The 15615-nt window shown below is 60.6% G+C and carries 13 protein-coding genes; 9 read left to right on the top strand and 4 right to left on the bottom strand.

Going from position 1 to position 15615, the window contains the following annotated elements:
- Positions 1-105 precede the first annotated feature (105 nt).
- The 3 genes from BMZ57_RS07410 to BMZ57_RS07400 all read left to right on the top strand — a co-directional run bounded on the left by BMZ57_RS07410 (position 106) and on the right by BMZ57_RS07400 (position 2338).
- Positions 106-1008, top strand: a complete 903-nt coding sequence (locus BMZ57_RS07410) for a chemotaxis protein CheV (RefSeq protein WP_069672392.1) — start codon at positions 106-108, stop codon at positions 1006-1008.
- Positions 1005-1487: a GNAT family N-acetyltransferase gene (locus BMZ57_RS07405; protein WP_069672393.1), complete on the top strand. Its 483-nt coding sequence runs from the start codon at positions 1005-1007 to the stop codon at positions 1485-1487. The genes BMZ57_RS07410 and BMZ57_RS07405 overlap by 4 nt, the downstream gene beginning before the upstream one ends.
- Before the next feature lie 107 nt (positions 1488-1594).
- Positions 1595-2338 carry a YkgJ family cysteine cluster protein gene (locus BMZ57_RS07400; RefSeq protein WP_021491864.1) on the top strand — a complete coding sequence of 248 codons (744 nt, stop codon included), beginning with the start codon at positions 1595-1597 and terminating at the stop codon, positions 2336-2338.
- A gap of 43 nt (positions 2339-2381) precedes the next feature.
- Here BMZ57_RS07400 and BMZ57_RS07395 read toward each other — a convergent pair whose 3' ends face one another.
- Positions 2382-3152: a transporter substrate-binding domain-containing protein gene (locus tag BMZ57_RS07395; protein ID WP_069672394.1), complete on the bottom strand. Its 771-nt coding sequence runs from the start codon at positions 3150-3152 to the stop codon at positions 2382-2384.
- Positions 3153-3315: 163 nt separating this feature from the next.
- Positions 3316-3549, bottom strand: a complete 234-nt coding sequence (locus BMZ57_RS07390; protein WP_010213018.1) for a hypothetical protein — start codon at positions 3547-3549, stop codon at positions 3316-3318.
- A gap of 214 nt (positions 3550-3763) precedes the next feature.
- Here BMZ57_RS07390 and BMZ57_RS07385 point away from each other — a divergent pair, with 214 nt between their 5' ends.
- From BMZ57_RS07385 to BMZ57_RS07360, 6 genes are all read left to right on the top strand, one after another.
- Positions 3764-4930: an efflux RND transporter periplasmic adaptor subunit gene (locus BMZ57_RS07385; RefSeq protein ID WP_069672395.1), complete on the top strand. Its 1167-nt coding sequence runs from the start codon at positions 3764-3766 to the stop codon at positions 4928-4930.
- Positions 4927-8016 carry a multidrug efflux RND transporter permease subunit gene (locus BMZ57_RS07380; RefSeq protein ID WP_069672396.1) on the top strand — a complete coding sequence of 1030 codons (3090 nt, stop codon included), beginning with the start codon at positions 4927-4929 and terminating at the stop codon, positions 8014-8016. Before BMZ57_RS07385 ends, BMZ57_RS07380 begins: the two co-directional genes overlap by 4 nt.
- A 31-nt stretch (positions 8017-8047) precedes the next feature.
- Complete coding sequence (locus tag BMZ57_RS07375; RefSeq protein WP_010213025.1) at positions 8048-8725, top strand: heavy metal response regulator transcription factor; 678 nt, start codon at positions 8048-8050, stop codon at positions 8723-8725.
- A complete protein-coding gene (locus BMZ57_RS07370) occupies positions 8715-10079 on the top strand; it encodes a heavy metal sensor histidine kinase (protein ID WP_044286656.1) in 1365 nt (454 codons plus the stop codon). The genes BMZ57_RS07375 and BMZ57_RS07370 overlap by 11 nt, the downstream gene beginning before the upstream one ends.
- A gap of 263 nt (positions 10080-10342) precedes the next feature.
- Entirely contained in the window at positions 10343-11665 is a 1323-nt protein-coding gene (locus BMZ57_RS07365) for an OprD family porin (RefSeq protein ID WP_069672397.1), read from the top strand.
- A gap of 85 nt (positions 11666-11750) precedes the next feature.
- Positions 11751-13250, top strand: coding sequence for a sensor domain-containing diguanylate cyclase (locus BMZ57_RS07360; protein ID WP_069672398.1), 1500 nt, complete (start codon positions 11751-11753; stop codon positions 13248-13250).
- 77 nt (positions 13251-13327) lie between these two features.
- Here BMZ57_RS07360 and lpxC read toward each other — a convergent pair whose 3' ends face one another.
- Together lpxC and ftsZ are read right to left on the bottom strand one after the other, a co-directional pair.
- Complete coding sequence (lpxC, locus tag BMZ57_RS07355; protein ID WP_003171886.1) at positions 13328-14239, bottom strand: UDP-3-O-acyl-N-acetylglucosamine deacetylase; 912 nt, start codon at positions 14237-14239, stop codon at positions 13328-13330.
- A 112-nt stretch (positions 14240-14351) separates the two neighbouring features.
- Complete coding sequence (gene ftsZ, locus BMZ57_RS07350) at positions 14352-15548, bottom strand: cell division protein FtsZ (protein ID WP_010213029.1); 1197 nt, start codon at positions 15546-15548, stop codon at positions 14352-14354.
- Between the last annotated feature and the right edge of the window lie 67 nt (positions 15549-15615).

Here is a 15615-nt window from a genome sequence, read left to right as displayed (position 1 = left end):
GCCCGCTCCCACACACCCGTCCCGATACAAAATCCGGTTAAAGCCTGGCCTCCCCAAGTCGATAACCCTCTATAGATCGTCATCCCTGATCCACAGAAGGTTTTTATGTCTACCACCAAAGCCCGCGCAGACTCACTTTCGCTTCTGCTCTTTACCTTGCGCAGCGGCAAGCTGATGGCGATCAACCTGCTGAAAGTCAGTGAAATCATTCCTTGCCCGCCGCTGACCAAGCTGCCGGAGTCCCACCCTCACGTCAAAGGCATCGCCACCCTGCGTGGCAACTCGCTGGCGGTGATCGACCTGAGCCGCGCTCTGGGCGAAATGCCCTTGGCAGACCCGGACGGCGGCTGCCTGATCGTCACCGACGTGAGCCGCTCCAAGCAGGGCCTGCATGTACAGGCGGTGAGCAAGATCGTGCATTGCCTGACCACCGACATCCGCCCGCCGCCCTATGGCTCCGGCGGTAACCGTGCGTTCATTACCGGGGTGACTCAAGTGGAAGGCGGTCTGGTGCAGGTACTGGATATCGAGAAAGTCATCCACGGCATCGCGCCGGCACCGATCGAAGCAGCGCCAACCGACCTGACCATGGAAGAAGCTGAAGTACTGGGCAACGCACGCATCCTGGTGGTGGACGACAGTCAGGTCGCCCTGCAGCAATCGGTGCACACCCTGCGCAACCTTGGCCTCACCTGCCACACCGCACGCAGCGCCAAGGAAGCCATCAATGTGCTGCTGGAGCTGCAAGGCACGGTCGAGCAGATCAATGTGGTGGTGTCGGATATCGAGATGTCGGAAATGGACGGCTACGCCCTGACTCGCACCCTGCGCGAAACCCCGGACTTCCAGCACCTTTACGTGCTGCTGCACACGTCCCTGGACAGCGCGATGAACAGCGAAAAAGCCCGGCTGGCCGGCGCCGACGCGGTGCTCACCAAATTCTCCTCGCCGGAACTGACCAAGTGCCTGGTAGTGGCCGCTCAAACGGTGGCACAAAAAGGCCTGTGAGCGACTATTTCCAACTGCTGCGTCGTGACCTCACCGACAGCCTGCCCGCCCCTCAGTGGCCGCCGGGTACGCGACTGGATCACTACCGCGACGACTTGGCTCCAGCGATTCATGCCGTGCTGTGCCTGACCCAGGATCAAGGCGGCGGTCGCGTTCCCAACCTGGACACCTGGCGGCACCAGTTCACCACTGACGCCGAGTTCGATCCCACCCTGTGCCTGGTGGTCAGCAACGATGAAGGCATTCTCGGTGTGGCCCAGTGCTGGACCAGCGCCTTTATCAAGAACCTCTGTATTCACCCCTGCGCCCAAGGCCAAGGGCTGGGGCGAGCCTTGTTGCTGCACAGCTTCCAGACGTTCAAGCAACGCGGCGAACCCTACGTGGACCTCAAGGTGCTGGAGAGCAATGTGCGTGCCCGCCAGCTGTATGAAAGCGCGGGCATGAAATTTGTCCTGCGCGACGTAGTACCTCAGGACTAACACACACTGGCGTGTAACTTGCTTCCAGAGAGCGAATTGGTGAACAGAGGTAAAAACCCGTCACCGTTCTTGCGTGCCCTCTGACCTAACCTGGTGACAGATCCGCCATGAATACTCAATTTTCCTGCGTCGGCTGCGGCAAATGCTGCTCCGACCATCACGTGCCCCTGACCCTGGAAGAGGCCCGGATGTGGGCGGCGGACGGCGGTAACGTCATTGTTCTGGTGGAAGGTTTCCTGGGCAATGGACTGGGCCTGCCCCAGCTGCAACGCGAACATGCCGAGCGCCGTTCGGTGGTGGTGCCCAGCGGCAACACCGAGGCGTTTGTGGCAATCACCTTTGCGGCCTACAACGCGGGGCGCTGCCGGAATCTTGACGAAGACAACCTGTGCCGTATCTATGCGCGCCGCCCGTTGGTGTGTCGCATCTATCCGATGGAAATCAACCCGCATATCCCGCTGAACCCCGCTGCCAAGGAATGTCCGCCGGAATCCTGGGAACAGGGGCCGGCGCTGATCGTCGGCGGTGAGCTGATGGACCAGGCGCTGGCTGAACTGATCCGTCGTTCGCGCCAGGCCGACCGCGACGATGTGCAGACCAAAGAGGCGGTGTGCGCACTACTGGGCATTCGCACCACGGCGCTCAAGGGCGATGGATTTACCGCTTACCTGCCGGACATGGGGGCATTTGCCCAGGCGATCGAGTTGGCGATAAGTCAGCCGTCGGTGGCTAATGAGTGGGTGTTCCATGTGTCCGGACTGGACATCGCCGAGCAGGTGCTGGATGCCGGGGCGCAGATTGCGACCGAGGTGCCGGCCAACTACGCGTTTATCCCGTTACGCGCGGCTTAGTGCAAAACGCTCTCGCCCACTGACGCTACAACTGACTATGCCATCACGGCGCGTCCAGGCGATAAGGTGCAAGGATCCGCTGATATTCGCCGTTGTGCATAAGCTGCTCGAGGGCACGGTTGAGCTCAGTGCGCAGCCCCGTATCGGTGCTACGCAGCGCGATCGCCACACCGTCGCCCAGCAGTTCAGTAGACACGGCGGGGCCCAGAAAGTCGTAGTCCTGGCCGGCGGCAGTGTCGAGCAGCGCATTGCGAATTTCCACGGTGCCCTGCAGGGTCGCGTCTATTTCACCCGCCATCAGGCTGCGAACCAGTTCGTCGTTGAGCCAGAAGCTCCTGATGATCACGCCTTTTGGCCCCCATTGGGACCGGGCAAACGCTTCGCGGTTACTCCCCAGTAATACCCCGACCCGCTTGCCCTTGAGCGACGTTGGCGTTGGCAAAAGGCCTGAGGTTCGCAGCGCCACCAACCGTGTGGTGAAGGGGTAGAGGTTGTCGGTGAAACTCACCCGGCGCCGGCGCTGGGGGGTGGAGGCAATACCCATGATTGCATCGAATTGCCGGGCTTCAAGGCCTTCGAAGTTTTCGACCAGCACCTGGTCGACCCAGGTACAGCGCACATTCAATTGCTGGCAGAGCGCGTTACCCAACTCGATATTCAGACCGATCAACTGTCCTTGCGGGTTGCGACTCTGGAAAGGGGAAAACTGTGCGACGACAGCAAAGCGGATTTCGCGCCGTGGTTGATCAATGCCTGCAACGGCATCCACCGCGAGCGACAGGGCAAGCATTACACACAGGTGTATCAGGGCCACAGGAAACGTCCTTTTCCGGAAAGAGCACGCTGCGCTCCACCCCACTAAAAACCCAGGGAAGCGCGAAGGCTGTGCAGCTTTCAAGAAACAGTCGCCGGCCTACAATCAGAAACATCAGCGGAGGCTGTAGGCAACATCCGCCAAACATTACAACCGATTAATCTTAACGTTTACCCATGGAGCGGCGCGTACCCGGCGGGGCCATGCCCGGGGTCTTGGTGTGGCCGTTCTTGGCGCCGTTCTTGTACCAGGGCTGGGCGGCATTCTTGGCCCCCGCCAGTTCACCCGGTTTGAAGGGAAACTTGAACGCCGGGATCTCGGCTTTTTCAACGCCTTCGGCGCTGGCCGGATCGACGAGGTCGGCCGCTTCAACAGGGGGTTGTGTCGGGGAAGTCATGGAGGCTCCGGAGCGTGCAAAAAATGACGCGGGGCCAGCTTGCGGGCCACGCTGGCGCGCAGTATACCTGCCCGCCTCGGATCTTTAACCACCACCTGTACGAATGGTCGGTCTTTACTGACAGCGCTGTCAGTTAGCAGTCACCTTGCTGACCGGATTGGCGGGCTATAAAGGCCTCATCCACTTCCAATCCTTCGCCTTGGCACCTCACCCCATGCAAATTCAACGAAAAACCGCCCTGATCGTAGGTGTCCTCGTGGTGTTGGCTGTTGCGGCCTGGGCACTGACCCGCCCGGCCAAGTCCAAACTGGCGGCGCCCACTGCGATTCCGGTGAGGGTGGTAAGCGTGGCGCAGCAGGATATTCCACGTTTTGTCAGCGGGATCGGTTCAGTGCTGTCGTTGCACAGTGTGGTGATTCGCCCGCAAGTGGATGGCATCCTGACTAAATTGCTGGTCAAGGAAGGGCAACTGGTCAAGGCCGGTGACCTGCTGGCGACCATCGATGACCGCTCGATCCGCGCCAGCCTTGACCAGGCCAAGGCACAACTGGGCGAAAGCCAGGCACAGTTGCAGGTGGCGCTGGTCAACCTCAAGCGCTACAAGGCATTGAGCGTCGACGACGGCGTGTCCAAACAGACCTATGACCAGCAACAAGCGCTGGTCAACCAGCTAAAGGCCACGGCCCAAGGCAACCAGGCCGCGATCGATTCAGCCCAGGTACAACTTTCCTACACCCAAATTCGCTCACCGGTCAGTGGCCGCGTGGGTATTCGCACCGTGGATGAAGGCAACTTCCTGCGCACCAGCGATGCCCAGGGCCTGTTTTCCGTGACCCAGATCGACCCGATTGCCGTCGAGTTCTCCCTGCCACAGCAGATGTTGCCCACCTTGCAGGGCTTGATCGCAGCGCCTACCCAGGCCAGCGTCGATGCCTACCTCGGCGCCGACACCGATGGCCAGACCGGCGACCTGCTCGGCGAAGGCCACTTGAGTCTGATCGACAACCAGATCAGTTCCACCACCGGCACTCTGCGCGCCAAGGCCGAGTTCAACAACGCCTCGCAACGCTTGTGGCCGGGACAACTGGTGACCATCAAGATCCAGACCGCCCTCGACAAAAACGCCTTGGTGGTGCCACCGACCGTGGTGCAGCGTGGCCTGGATTCGCACTTCGTATACCGGGTCAACGGTGACAAGGTCGACGTGGTACCGGTGCAAGTCACCTACCAGGACAGCGACGTGAACATCATCAAGGGCGTACAAGCCGGGGATGTGCTGGTCAGTGACGGCCAATCGCGACTCAAGGCAGGCGCCCAGGTGGAAGTCCTCAAGGAGCCGCCGCAGGTGATCCAGACCGTTGATGCCAAGGTGCAGCCATGAGCCGTTCGCCCTCAGCCTGGTGCGTCGACCACCCGGTTGCCACCCTTCTGCTGACCTTCGCCCTGGTGCTGCTCGGGCTGATTGCCTTCCCGCGCCTGGCCATCGCCCCACTGCCGGAAGCAGAATTTCCGACGATCCAGGTCACCGCCACCCTGCCCGGCGCCAGCCCGGACACCATGGCGTCATCCGTGGCAACGCCGCTGGAGGTGCAATTCAGCGCCATCCCCGGCATGACCCAAATGACGTCCAGCAGCGCACTGGGCTCCAGCCTGCTGACCCTGCAATTTACATTGACCAAGAGCATCGACACCGCTGCGCAAGAAGTGCAGGCGGCGATCAACACCGCGTCCGGCAAGCTGCCCAGCGATATGCCGAGCCTGCCGACCTGGAAGAAGGTCAACCCGGCGGACAGCCCGGTGCTGATTCTCAGCGTCAGCTCCAACAGCATGCCCAGCACCGAGCTGAGTGATTACGTGGAAACCCTGCTGGCCAGGCAGATCAGCCAGATCGACGGCGTTGGCCAGATCAACATCACCGGCCAGCAGCGCCCGGCGATTCGGGTGCAGGCATCCCCGGACAAACTCGCCGCCATCGGCCTGACCCTGGCCGATATTCGTTTGGCCATCCAGCAATCGAGCCTCAACCTGGCCAAGGGCGCGATCTACGGTGAGAACAGCGTGTCGACCTTGTCGACCAACGACCAGTTGTTCCACCCGGAGGACTACGCGCAGTTGATCGTGTCTTATAAGGACGGGGCACCGGTTCAGTTGCGGGATATCGCCAAAGTCATCAATGGTTCGGAAAACGCCTACGTACAGGCGTGGGCCGGCGACACGCCCGGGGTCAACCTGGTGATCTCGCGCCAGCCCGGGGCGAATATCGTCGAGACCGTGGACCGCATTCAAGCCGAATTGCCGCGCCTGCAAGCCATGCTCCCGGCGTCGGTGCAGGTCAGCGTATTGACCGACCGCACCAAGACCATCCGCGCGTCCCTGCATGAAGTGGAAGTGACGCTGCTGATCGCCATTCTGCTGGTGGTGGCGGTGATGGCGTTGTTCCTACGCCAGTTGTCGGCAACGATGATCGTGTCCAGCGTGCTGGGGGTGTCGTTGGTTGCCAGCTTTGCGCTGATGTACCTGATGGGTTTCAGTTTGAACAACCTCACGCTGGTGGCGATCGTGATTGCCGTGGGGTTTGTCGTGGACGATGCCATCGTGGTGGTAGAGAACATTCACCGCCACTTGGAAGCCGGGCTCGACAAACGCGAAGCGGCGATCAAGGGCGCCGGTGAAATCGGCTTTACCGTGGTGTCCATCAGCTTCTCGCTGGTGGCCGCGTTTATTCCGCTGCTGTTCATGGGCGGCGTGGTCGGGCGGCTGTTCAAGGAGTTCGCCCTGACGGCCACCTCGACCATCCTGATTTCGGTGGTGGTCTCGCTGACGTTGGCACCGACGCTGGCTGCGCTGTTCATGCGCGCCCCCACCCATCATGCCCACGACAAACCCGGTTTCAGCGAGCGACTGCTGGCCGGCTATGCACGCAACCTGCGCCGTGCCCTGGCCCATCAACGCACCATGGCGGCAATCTTTGTAGTGACCCTGGCCTTGGCCGTGGTCGGCTATGTGTTTATCCCCAAGGGTTTCTTCCCCGTGCAGGACACCGGTTTTGTTCTGGGCACCAGCGAGGCGGCGGCCGATGTGTCCTACCCGGACATGATCGCCAAACACAAAGCCCTCGCCGAGATCGTCAAGGCCGACCCAGCGGTGGCAGCATTTTCGCACTCGGTCGGCGTGACGGGCAGCAACCAGACCATCGCCAACGGCCGTTTCTGGATCGCCTTGAAAGACCGTGGCGACCGCGATGTGTCAGCCAGCCAGTTCATCGACCGTATCCGCCCTAAACTGGCGAAGGTGCCAGGCATTGTGCTGTACCTGCGCGCCGGTCAGGACATCAACTTGAGTTCCGGCCCCAGCCGCGCCCAGTATCAGTATGTGCTCAAGAGCAACGACGGGCCGACGCTCAACACCTGGACCCAGCGCCTCACCGAAAAACTGCGGGCCAACCCGGCGTTTCGCGACCTGTCCAATGACCTGCAACTGGGCGGCAGCATCACCCACATCAGCATCGACCGTCAGGCCGCCGCGCGCTTCGGCCTCACCGCCACCGATGTCGACCAGGCGCTGTACGACGCGTTCGGCCAACGCCAGATCAATGAGTTCCAGACCGAGATCAACCAGTACCAAGTGGTGCTGGAACTGGACACCCAGCAACGCGGCAAGGCCGAGAGCCTCAACTACTTTTATCTGCGCTCGCCGCTGACCAACGAGATGGTGCCGCTGTCGGCACTGGCCAAAGTCGATCCGCCCACCGTGGGCCCACTGTCGATCAGTCATGACGGCATGTTCCCGGCCGCCAACCTGTCATTCAACCTGGCGCCTGGGGTGGCACTGGGCGACGCGGTGATCATGCTCAACCAGGCCAAGAATGAAATCGGCATGCCGACCACCCTCATCGGCAACTTCCAGGGCGCGGCACAGGCCTTTCAGAGTTCGCTGGCCAGCCAGCCATGGCTGATCCTGGCGGCACTGGTGGCGGTCTACATTATCCTCGGCGTGCTGTACGAGAGTTTCGTGCACCCGTTGACGATCATCTCCACCTTGCCTTCGGCGGGGTTGGGTGCGCTGATCATGCTGTCGCTGATGGGCCAGGACTTTTCGATCATGGCGCTGATCGGCCTGGTGCTGTTGATCGGCATCGTGAAGAAGAACGGCATCCTGATGATCGACTTTGCCCTGGAGGCTCAGCGCGTCAGGGGCCTGTCGCCGGAGGATGCGATCTACGAAGCCTGCGTCACGCGGTTCCGACCGATCATTATGACCACCCTCGCCGCCCTGCTCGGCGCGGTGCCGCTGATGCTCGGTACCGGCCCCGGTGCGGAAATGCGCCAACCGCTGGGTATCGCAGTGGTCGGCGGGTTGCTGGTGAGCCAGGCACTGACGCTGTTCACCACGCCGGTCATATACTTGTACCTTGAGAAGTTTTTCCACAAGCCCAAACCAACGCCTGCATTGGCGACCACACATTGAGGCTGAGGCCCCGCCCTGGAGCAAAAGGCTGATGCGCGTCCTGATTATTGAAGATGAAGAAAAAACCGCGGATTACCTGCACCGCGGCCTGACGGAGCAAGGCTACACCGTCGATGTGGCGCGCGAAGGCGTCGAGGGGTTGCACCTGGCACTGGAAAACGACTACGCCGTGATCGTACTTGACGTGATGCTGCCCGGCCTCGACGGCTTTGGCGTGCTGCGCGCCTTGCGTGCGCGCAAGCAGACGCCGGTAATCATGCTCACCGCCCGCGAACGCGTGGAAGACCGCATCCGTGGCCTGCGCGAAGGCGCCGACGATTACCTGGGCAAGCCTTTCTCCTTCCTGGAACTGGTGGCCCGCCTGCAAGCCCTGACCCGCCGCAGCGGCGGCCACGAACCGGTGCAGGTGACAGTTGCCGACCTGTGGATCGACCTGATCAGCCGCAAGGCCAGCCGCAACGGCGTGCGCCTGGATCTGACCGCCAAGGAGTTCTCACTGCTCAGCGTATTGGCGCGGCGCCAGGGCGAGATCCTTTCCAAGACCGCGATTGCGGAAATGGTCTGGGACATCAATTTCGACAGCGACGCCAACGTGGTGGAAGTCGCGATCAAGCGCCTGCGCGCCAAACTCGACGGGCCGTTCGACACCAAGCTGCTGCACACCATCCGTGGCATGGGCTATGTGCTGGAGAGCCGAAGTGTCAGCTAACTCCATCGCCCTGCGCTTGAGCAGCATGTTCACCCTGGTGGCGCTGCTGATCTTCCTATTGATCGGCGGCGCGTTGTATCAGCAGGTGGACCGCAGCCTCGGCTTGTTGCCGGGCGCCGAGCTGGATGCGCGCTACAGCGTGCTGGAGTCTTCGGTGAACCGCTTCGGTACACCGGACCATTGGGTGAAGATTCAGGCCAAGCTCAAGTTGTTGGGTGAGGAAGACAAGCGCATCCGCTTCTGGGTCGTGAGCAGTGATCCGAACTATGAGTACGGCAACCCCGATGCGCAGATCCGTGCCTTCGCCGAAGGCCCCACGGGCAAGCGCGACCTGCGCCTGCCGGGGCGCGAATACCCGCTCAAGGTGCTGGTGAGCCAGTTCCCGGCCAAGGATCAGCGTCCGCCCTTGCGTTTCATGATCGCCATCGACACCGAGAATTTCCGTGCCACCCAGCACCACTTGCTGGTCGCGCTGGTCGCCCTCTCGTTGGTGGGCGTGGTGCTGGCGTCGTTGCTGGGCTTCTGGGTCGCGCGCATCGGCCTCAAACCCCTGGGGAAACTCTCGGATGAGGCACAGAAACTCGCCCCACCCAAGCTCTCCGGACGCCTGCAACTGTCACCGTTGCCGCCGGAGTTGAGCCAGTTCGTCAACTCGTTCAATTCCACCCTCGACCGCGTGGAGCAGGCTTACTCACGCCTTGAGTCGTTCAATGCCGACGTGGCCCACGAACTGCGCTCGCCACTGACCAACCTGATCGGCCAGACCCAGGTTGCGCTGACTCGCGGGCGCTCTGCCGAGCATTATTTCGAGGTGCTTCAATCCAACCTCGAAGAGCTGGAGCGCCTGCGCTCGATCATCAACGACATGCTGTTCCTGGCCAGCGCCGACCAAGGCAGCAAGGCCACCAAGCTGACCGAAAGCTCCCTGGCCGATGAAGTGGCAACCACCCTCGACTACCTGGACTTCATCCTCGAAGACGCCCAGGTCAAGGTGCAGGTACGCGGCGATGCCAGGGTGCAGATCGAAAAAGCCCACCTGCGCCGCGCACTGATCAATCTGCTGAGCAACGCGGTGCAACACACAGCACCCGATCAGGTGATCGTGGTGAGCATCGAGCGACAGGACCATCAGGTAGCAATCGGCGTGACCAACCCCGGTGACGCGATTGCCAGCGAACACTTGCCGCGCCTGTTCGAACGCTTCTATCGAGTGGATGCATCGCGCAGCAACAGTGGGGCCAATCATGGCCTGGGCCTGGCCATCGTCAAGGCGATTGCCCTGATGCACGGCGGCGATGTGTTCGTACGCAGCGACGGCGGTGGGAATACGTTTGGCATTACCCTGCCGGTCTAACGCCTGACTGTTGCGATTTGGGCAACAGTCATTATCTTGTTACACTCTGTATCGCACCGCTCGCCTGCGTTAATTTGACGCATCGATGAGCGCGACGGCAAAGGCAGTCTCCGCTTACCCGAATTTCCCTCGACTTTTTTCCAGGGCTCTACACTGGGAATCTGTCTTAAAGCCGCTGACTTCAGCGGCTTTTTTTTGCCGTAAAAAAGGCCAGGCACCCCAACGACACTGGCCGTTTTCGATTGACCAAAGGAGCTCCACCGGTGAAGAACTCGCTGACGTTCACCCCGTTATTCCTCGCGATTGCAGCAACGATTGTCCCCCTTGCCCACGCGGCAGACTCCACCCCCGCCGACGGTTTCGTCGAAGGTGCCCACCTCAATATCAACACCCGCAACTACTACATGAACCGCGACCGTCGCGATATTCACACCGATGACAGCAAGGAATGGGGCCAGGGGTTTCTCGGCATCTTCGAGTCCGGCTACACCCCGGGCACGGTCGGTTTCGGCCTGGACGCCCACGCCATGCTCGGCCTCAAACTGGACGGCGGTGGCGGCACCGATGGCTCCAGCATCCTTCCGTACGGCAGCGGCAACGGCAAGGCGCCCGGCTCGTTCTCGACGGCCGGTGGCACCTTGAAAATGCGCGCATTCGATACCGAGCTGAAAGCCGGCGACCTGTTCCTCAATAACCCGGTGATTGCCGGCGGCGCGACCCGCATGTTGCCGCAGACTTTCCGTGGCGTGAGCCTGACCAACCACAGCCTCGACGGTTGGATGTTCGAAGGTGGCCAGGCCAGCTTCACCAAGCTCTATAACCAGAGCGGCCACCGTCGCATCGGCACCAGCTACGGCGCGCTGCCCGAGCACACGGACAGCCAGCACATGAACTGGGCCGGCGTGTCGTTCAGCGGTATCGACGGGCTGACCAGCAACCTCTACGCCGCCGAACTCAAGGACGTGTGGAATCAGTACTACTACGACCTGGACTACACCTATGTGGTGAACGAGATGATCAGTCTCAACCCCGGTCTGCATTACTACCACACCCAGGACACCGGGCAGTCGCTGCTGGGGGATATCGACAACAACACCTACAGCCTGCACTTCACCGTGGACGTCGGCCATCACAGCGTCACTGCCGCGTACCAGAGGGTCAACGGCAACACGCCGTTCGACTACATCGCCCAGGGCGACAGCGTGTACCTGGACAACTCACAGCAATACTCCGACTTCAACGGCCCCAATGAGCGTTCCTGGAAACTCAAGTACGCCTATAACTTCGGTGGACTGGGCCTGCCCGGCTTGACCTCGGCGGTGTCCTACATCAGCGGCAAGACCGACCTGACCAAGGTCGACCCGCAAAGCCGGGGCTATAGCGCCTGGTACAGCGCTGACGGCAAAGACGCCAAACACTGGGAACGGGATATCGACCTCAAGTACGTGGTACAGGGTGGCAAAGCCAAAGACCTGGCCGTGCGCCTGCAGTGGGCGACCAATCGCGGCAGCAACGGCTACTCGGCGGTGGATCGAGACGTGGATGAATACCGAGTGATCGTCGATTACCCGATCAACGTGTTCTGACACCCAGATCTTTCTTTTTTATCGGGTATTTAATTTTCATCGGGTAGATCTAAACTGCCAGTATTGTCCCGCTGAAGTCTGCCCGATGAGTCCTCCCCGCGTTCGAAGCTTACCGGCACGCCCAGAGCTATTTCTGATTCTGGGCAGTGGCCTTACTGTCGTCCTGATCGTGGTCATCGTCGCGGTGTTGCTGATCCGCGAACACGCGAGCACCCTGCAGGCCGCGACGCGCTCAACCACCAATATTGCGCAGTTGATCAATGCCGACGTGCTGCGTAACGTCGAACTCTACGACCTGGCCCTCAAAGGGTTGATTGCTGCCAGGCAACGTGAGGACCTGGCCCAGGTTTCCGCGAATATCCAGCATTTGGTGCAGTTTGACCTGTCCACCGCTGCGCCTTTCAAAGGTGAAGTGCTGTTGTTGGATGCCAATGGCACAGTGATCGCCGATTCTTCCACCCTGCAGCCCACCCCACGCAATTTTGCCAACCGCGATTACTTCCAGGTGCATACCAAGGACGCCCAGGCCGGCTTGTATATCAGCCGGCCGTTCAAGATTCATTGCGACTGCGACCAGGTCTGGCGCATGGCATTCAGCCGTCGGGTGTCGGGGCCCAACGGTGAGTTTGCTGGCGTTGCGGTCGCGACCATGCGCCTGGCGTATTTCGACCAGCTCTTCAACACCGTGACCATCGGCAACGGCAGCAGCGTCAACCTGCTTAATAACCAAGGTTTTTTATTGGCCCAGCAGCCGCTGCTCGAAAGCGACATGATCGACAAGGACCTGAGCGAGCGACCGAATTTCAAGCGAATACTGCGTGAAGGCAGTGGCACCTTCCAGGCGATCTCTGCCATCAGCGGCACGGAACGCCTGTACACCTTCACCAATGTGGGTGAGCTACCGCTGATCGTTGTGGTTGCACTGTCCAGCCAAGATGTATTCGCCCGCTGGCAACGCGCCGCGCTGTTGACCAGTGGCGCCACTGGCATCCTGTGTATCGGTTTGTTATGGCTGACCTGGATGCTGCGCCGCGAACTGCGACGCCGTTATCGCGCAGAGCGCGTGCTGTCAGAACTGGCAGCCGTCGACGCCCTGACCGGCTTGGCCAACCGTCGCATTCTGGACGAACGCCTGCGCCTTGAATGGGACCGCGCGCAACGCTCGCTCGAACCACTGACCGTGCTGATGATCGACGTCGACCACTTCAAAGCCTTTAACGACCGCCATGGCCATCACGGTGGAGACGCGGCATTGCGCACCGTGGCGCAAGTGATAGGCGCCAATATCCGCCGCCCGGCTGATCTCGCGGCGCGTTATGGAGGTGAGGAATTCGCGGTGGTGCTGCCCCACACGGACGCGAAGGGTGCCTGGGTCATCGCCGAGCATATCCGCAGCAGCATCGAGCATTTGCCAAGGGTGGCGGGGGATGCGCAACCGATTACGGCGAGCATCGGCATGAGCACCTGGGACAAGCGTAGCCGGCTGTCGCTGGAAGCGTTGTTACTGAGTGCGGATCAGGCGTTGTATGAAGCCAAGCACAGCGGCCGAAACCGCATTGTCGAGGCTCAACCCCCCTCACTCTAGGATCAACGTCGTAGCCGGCACATAAAAAAAGGCCACCCGAAGGCGGCCTTTCAAAACGAAAGAAAGAGAGTTGTTACTTACACCGCCGCAACGGGACGCATGTAAGAGATCGGTGCGGTGCTGGCATCTTCGAAGGTCACAACTTCCCAAGCGTCTGTCTGCTCAATCAACTTGCGCAGCAACTGGTTGTTAAGGGCGTGGCCCGACTTGAAGCCTTTGAACTCGCCTATCAGGCTATTGCCCAGCAGGTAGAGGTCACCGATTGCATCGAGGATCTTGTGCTTCACGAATTCATCTTCGTAGCGAAGGCCGTCTTCGTTCAGTACACCATCCGCGTCGACCACAATGGCGTTTTCAACGCTGCCGCCGAGTGCGAGGTTGTGCTTGCGCAGGTACTCGATGTCACTCATGAAACCAAAGGTACGGGCGCGGCTGACTTCTTTTACGAACGAAGTGCTGGAAAAATCCACGCTTGCACTTTGGGTGCGGTCACGGAATACCGGGTGATCGAAATCGATCTCAAAGCTCACTTTGAAGCCTTCGAACGGGACGAAGGTGGCGCGCTTGTCGCCGTCTTCTACTGTCACTTCCCGCAGAATGCGAATGAACTTCTTGGCTGCGTCCTGTTCTTCCAGGCCGGCAGATTGAATCAAGAATACGAAGGGTCCAGCGCTGCCATCCATGATCGGGACTTCGGACGCGGAGAGCTCGACGTAGGCGTTATCGATGCCCAGGCCAGCCATGGCCGAGAGCAAGTGCTCCACCGTGTCCACTTTGACGTCACCGTTGACCAATGTGGTCGACATGGTGGTTTCGCCAACGTTTTCCGCGCGAGCAGGAATCTGCACCACAGGGTCCAGGTCGGCACGCACAAACACGATGCCGGTGTCGACAGGTGCAGGCTTGAGGGTCAGGTATACCTTCTCCCCGGAGTGCAGACCTACACCTGTGGCACGAATAATATTCTTCAGGGTGCGTTGTTTAATCATGGCTTGGACCGCTTCAGCGCAAATTGCGAACTGGTATCAACAAAGGCTGGCGATAATAGCAGACCAGACCTTTGCTGAACACCAATCACCTTCATAGCCCTGATACATTCCATTAATCGGCCTGACGACGCAGGAATGCCGGGATGTCCAGGTAGTCCAGATCATCTTGCGGATTCGGGCTACGGGACGCTGCAGCACCGGCCTGGGCCTGGTTGCGCATCACGGTCGGACGGTCCAGGTCACGGTAGTTCACAGACGGCAGTTCCTGGCGCGCAGGCGCTGGAGCGGCAGCTTGCTGGCTGGCATGGTTGGTATGGACGGTATTGTCGATGACCTTCACAGGCTTCTCGATTTTCGCGCCCAGGCCGGTCGCAACCACGGTTACATGCAGCTCGTCGCGCATGTCCGGATCGATCACGGTACCGACTTTGACCATGGCGTGCTCGGAAGCGAAGGCTTCGATGATGCTACCCACGTCGGAGTACTCACCCAGGGACAGGTCAGGACCGGCGGTGATATTCACCAGGATGCCGCGTGCACCTTGCAGGTTCACGTCTTCCAGCAACGGGTTGCGGATGGCCGCTTCAGTGGCTTCACGCGCACGATTCGGACCGCTGGCGCAGCCAGTGCCCATCATCGCCATGCCCATTTCGCTCATCACGGTACGGACGTCGGCAAAGTCGACGTTGATCATGCCTGGGCGCTTGATGATGTCGGAGATACCGCGAACGGCACCGGCCAGTACATCGTCAGCCTTGGCGAAGGCGGACAGCAAGCTTGCGTCCTTGCCCAGGATGGTCAGCAACTTCTCGTTGGGGATGGTGATCAACGAGTCGACGCTTTCAGACAGCAGACGGATGCCTTCGTCGGCGATCTGCATGCGCTTGCGACCTTCGAACGGGAACGGACGGGTCACGACAGCCACCGTCAGAATGCCCATTTCCTTGGCCACTTCGGCAATGATCGGCGCAGCACCGGTACCGGTACCGCCGCCCATGCCGGTGGTGATGAACACCATGTTGGTGCCTTGCAGCACTTCGGCAATACGCTCGCGGTCTTCCAGCGCGGCTTGACGGCCGACTTCCGGGTTGGCGCCAGCGCCGAGGCCTTTGGTCACGGCTGTGCCCAATTGCAGGATGGTCCGCGCGCCGATGCTTTTCAGCGCCTGGGCATCAGTGTTGGCGCAAATGAATTCAACGCCTTCAATGTTGCTCTTGACCATGTGGTTGACAGCGTTGCCGCCGCCACCGCCGACACCGATCACTTTGATGACCGGGCTTGCGGGGATGTTGTCTACGAGTTCGAACATGTTCCCTCTCCTTTCGTTTTCTCTAGTTTTTTCGCCTACTGCTTATTGCGGTGCTGCGGTGTCGCGG

The organism is Pseudomonas simiae (assembly GCF_900111895.1).
GTDB classification, from domain to species: Bacteria; Pseudomonadota; Gammaproteobacteria; order Pseudomonadales; family Pseudomonadaceae; genus Aquipseudomonas; species Aquipseudomonas simiae.
This window is presented reverse-complemented; position numbering and strand designations above follow the sequence as displayed.

What these genes read in the sequence shown, in the direction of transcription:
- BMZ57_RS07410 (WP_069672392.1), top strand. Translation starts at nt 106, where the DNA reads ATGTCTACCACCAAAGCCCGCGCAGACTCACTTTCGCTTCTGCTCTTT.
- BMZ57_RS07400 (WP_021491864.1), top strand. Translation starts at nt 1,595, where the DNA reads ATGAATACTCAATTTTCCTGCGTCGGCTGCGGCAAATGCTGCTCCGAC.
- BMZ57_RS07390 (WP_010213018.1), bottom strand. Translation starts at nt 3,549, where the DNA reads ATGACTTCCCCGACACAACCCCCTGTTGAAGCGGCCGACCTCGTCGAT.
- BMZ57_RS07385 (WP_069672395.1), top strand. Translation starts at nt 3,764, where the DNA reads ATGCAAATTCAACGAAAAACCGCCCTGATCGTAGGTGTCCTCGTGGTG.
- BMZ57_RS07380 (WP_069672396.1), top strand. Translation starts at nt 4,927, where the DNA reads ATGAGCCGTTCGCCCTCAGCCTGGTGCGTCGACCACCCGGTTGCCACC.
- BMZ57_RS07375 (WP_010213025.1), top strand. Translation starts at nt 8,048, where the DNA reads ATGCGCGTCCTGATTATTGAAGATGAAGAAAAAACCGCGGATTACCTG.
- BMZ57_RS07360 (WP_069672398.1), top strand. Translation starts at nt 11,751, where the DNA reads ATGAGTCCTCCCCGCGTTCGAAGCTTACCGGCACGCCCAGAGCTATTT.
- lpxC (WP_003171886.1), bottom strand. Translation starts at nt 14,239, where the DNA reads ATGATTAAACAACGCACCCTGAAGAATATTATTCGTGCCACAGGTGTA.
- ftsZ (WP_010213029.1), bottom strand. Translation starts at nt 15,548, where the DNA reads ATGTTCGAACTCGTAGACAACATCCCCGCAAGCCCGGTCATCAAAGTG.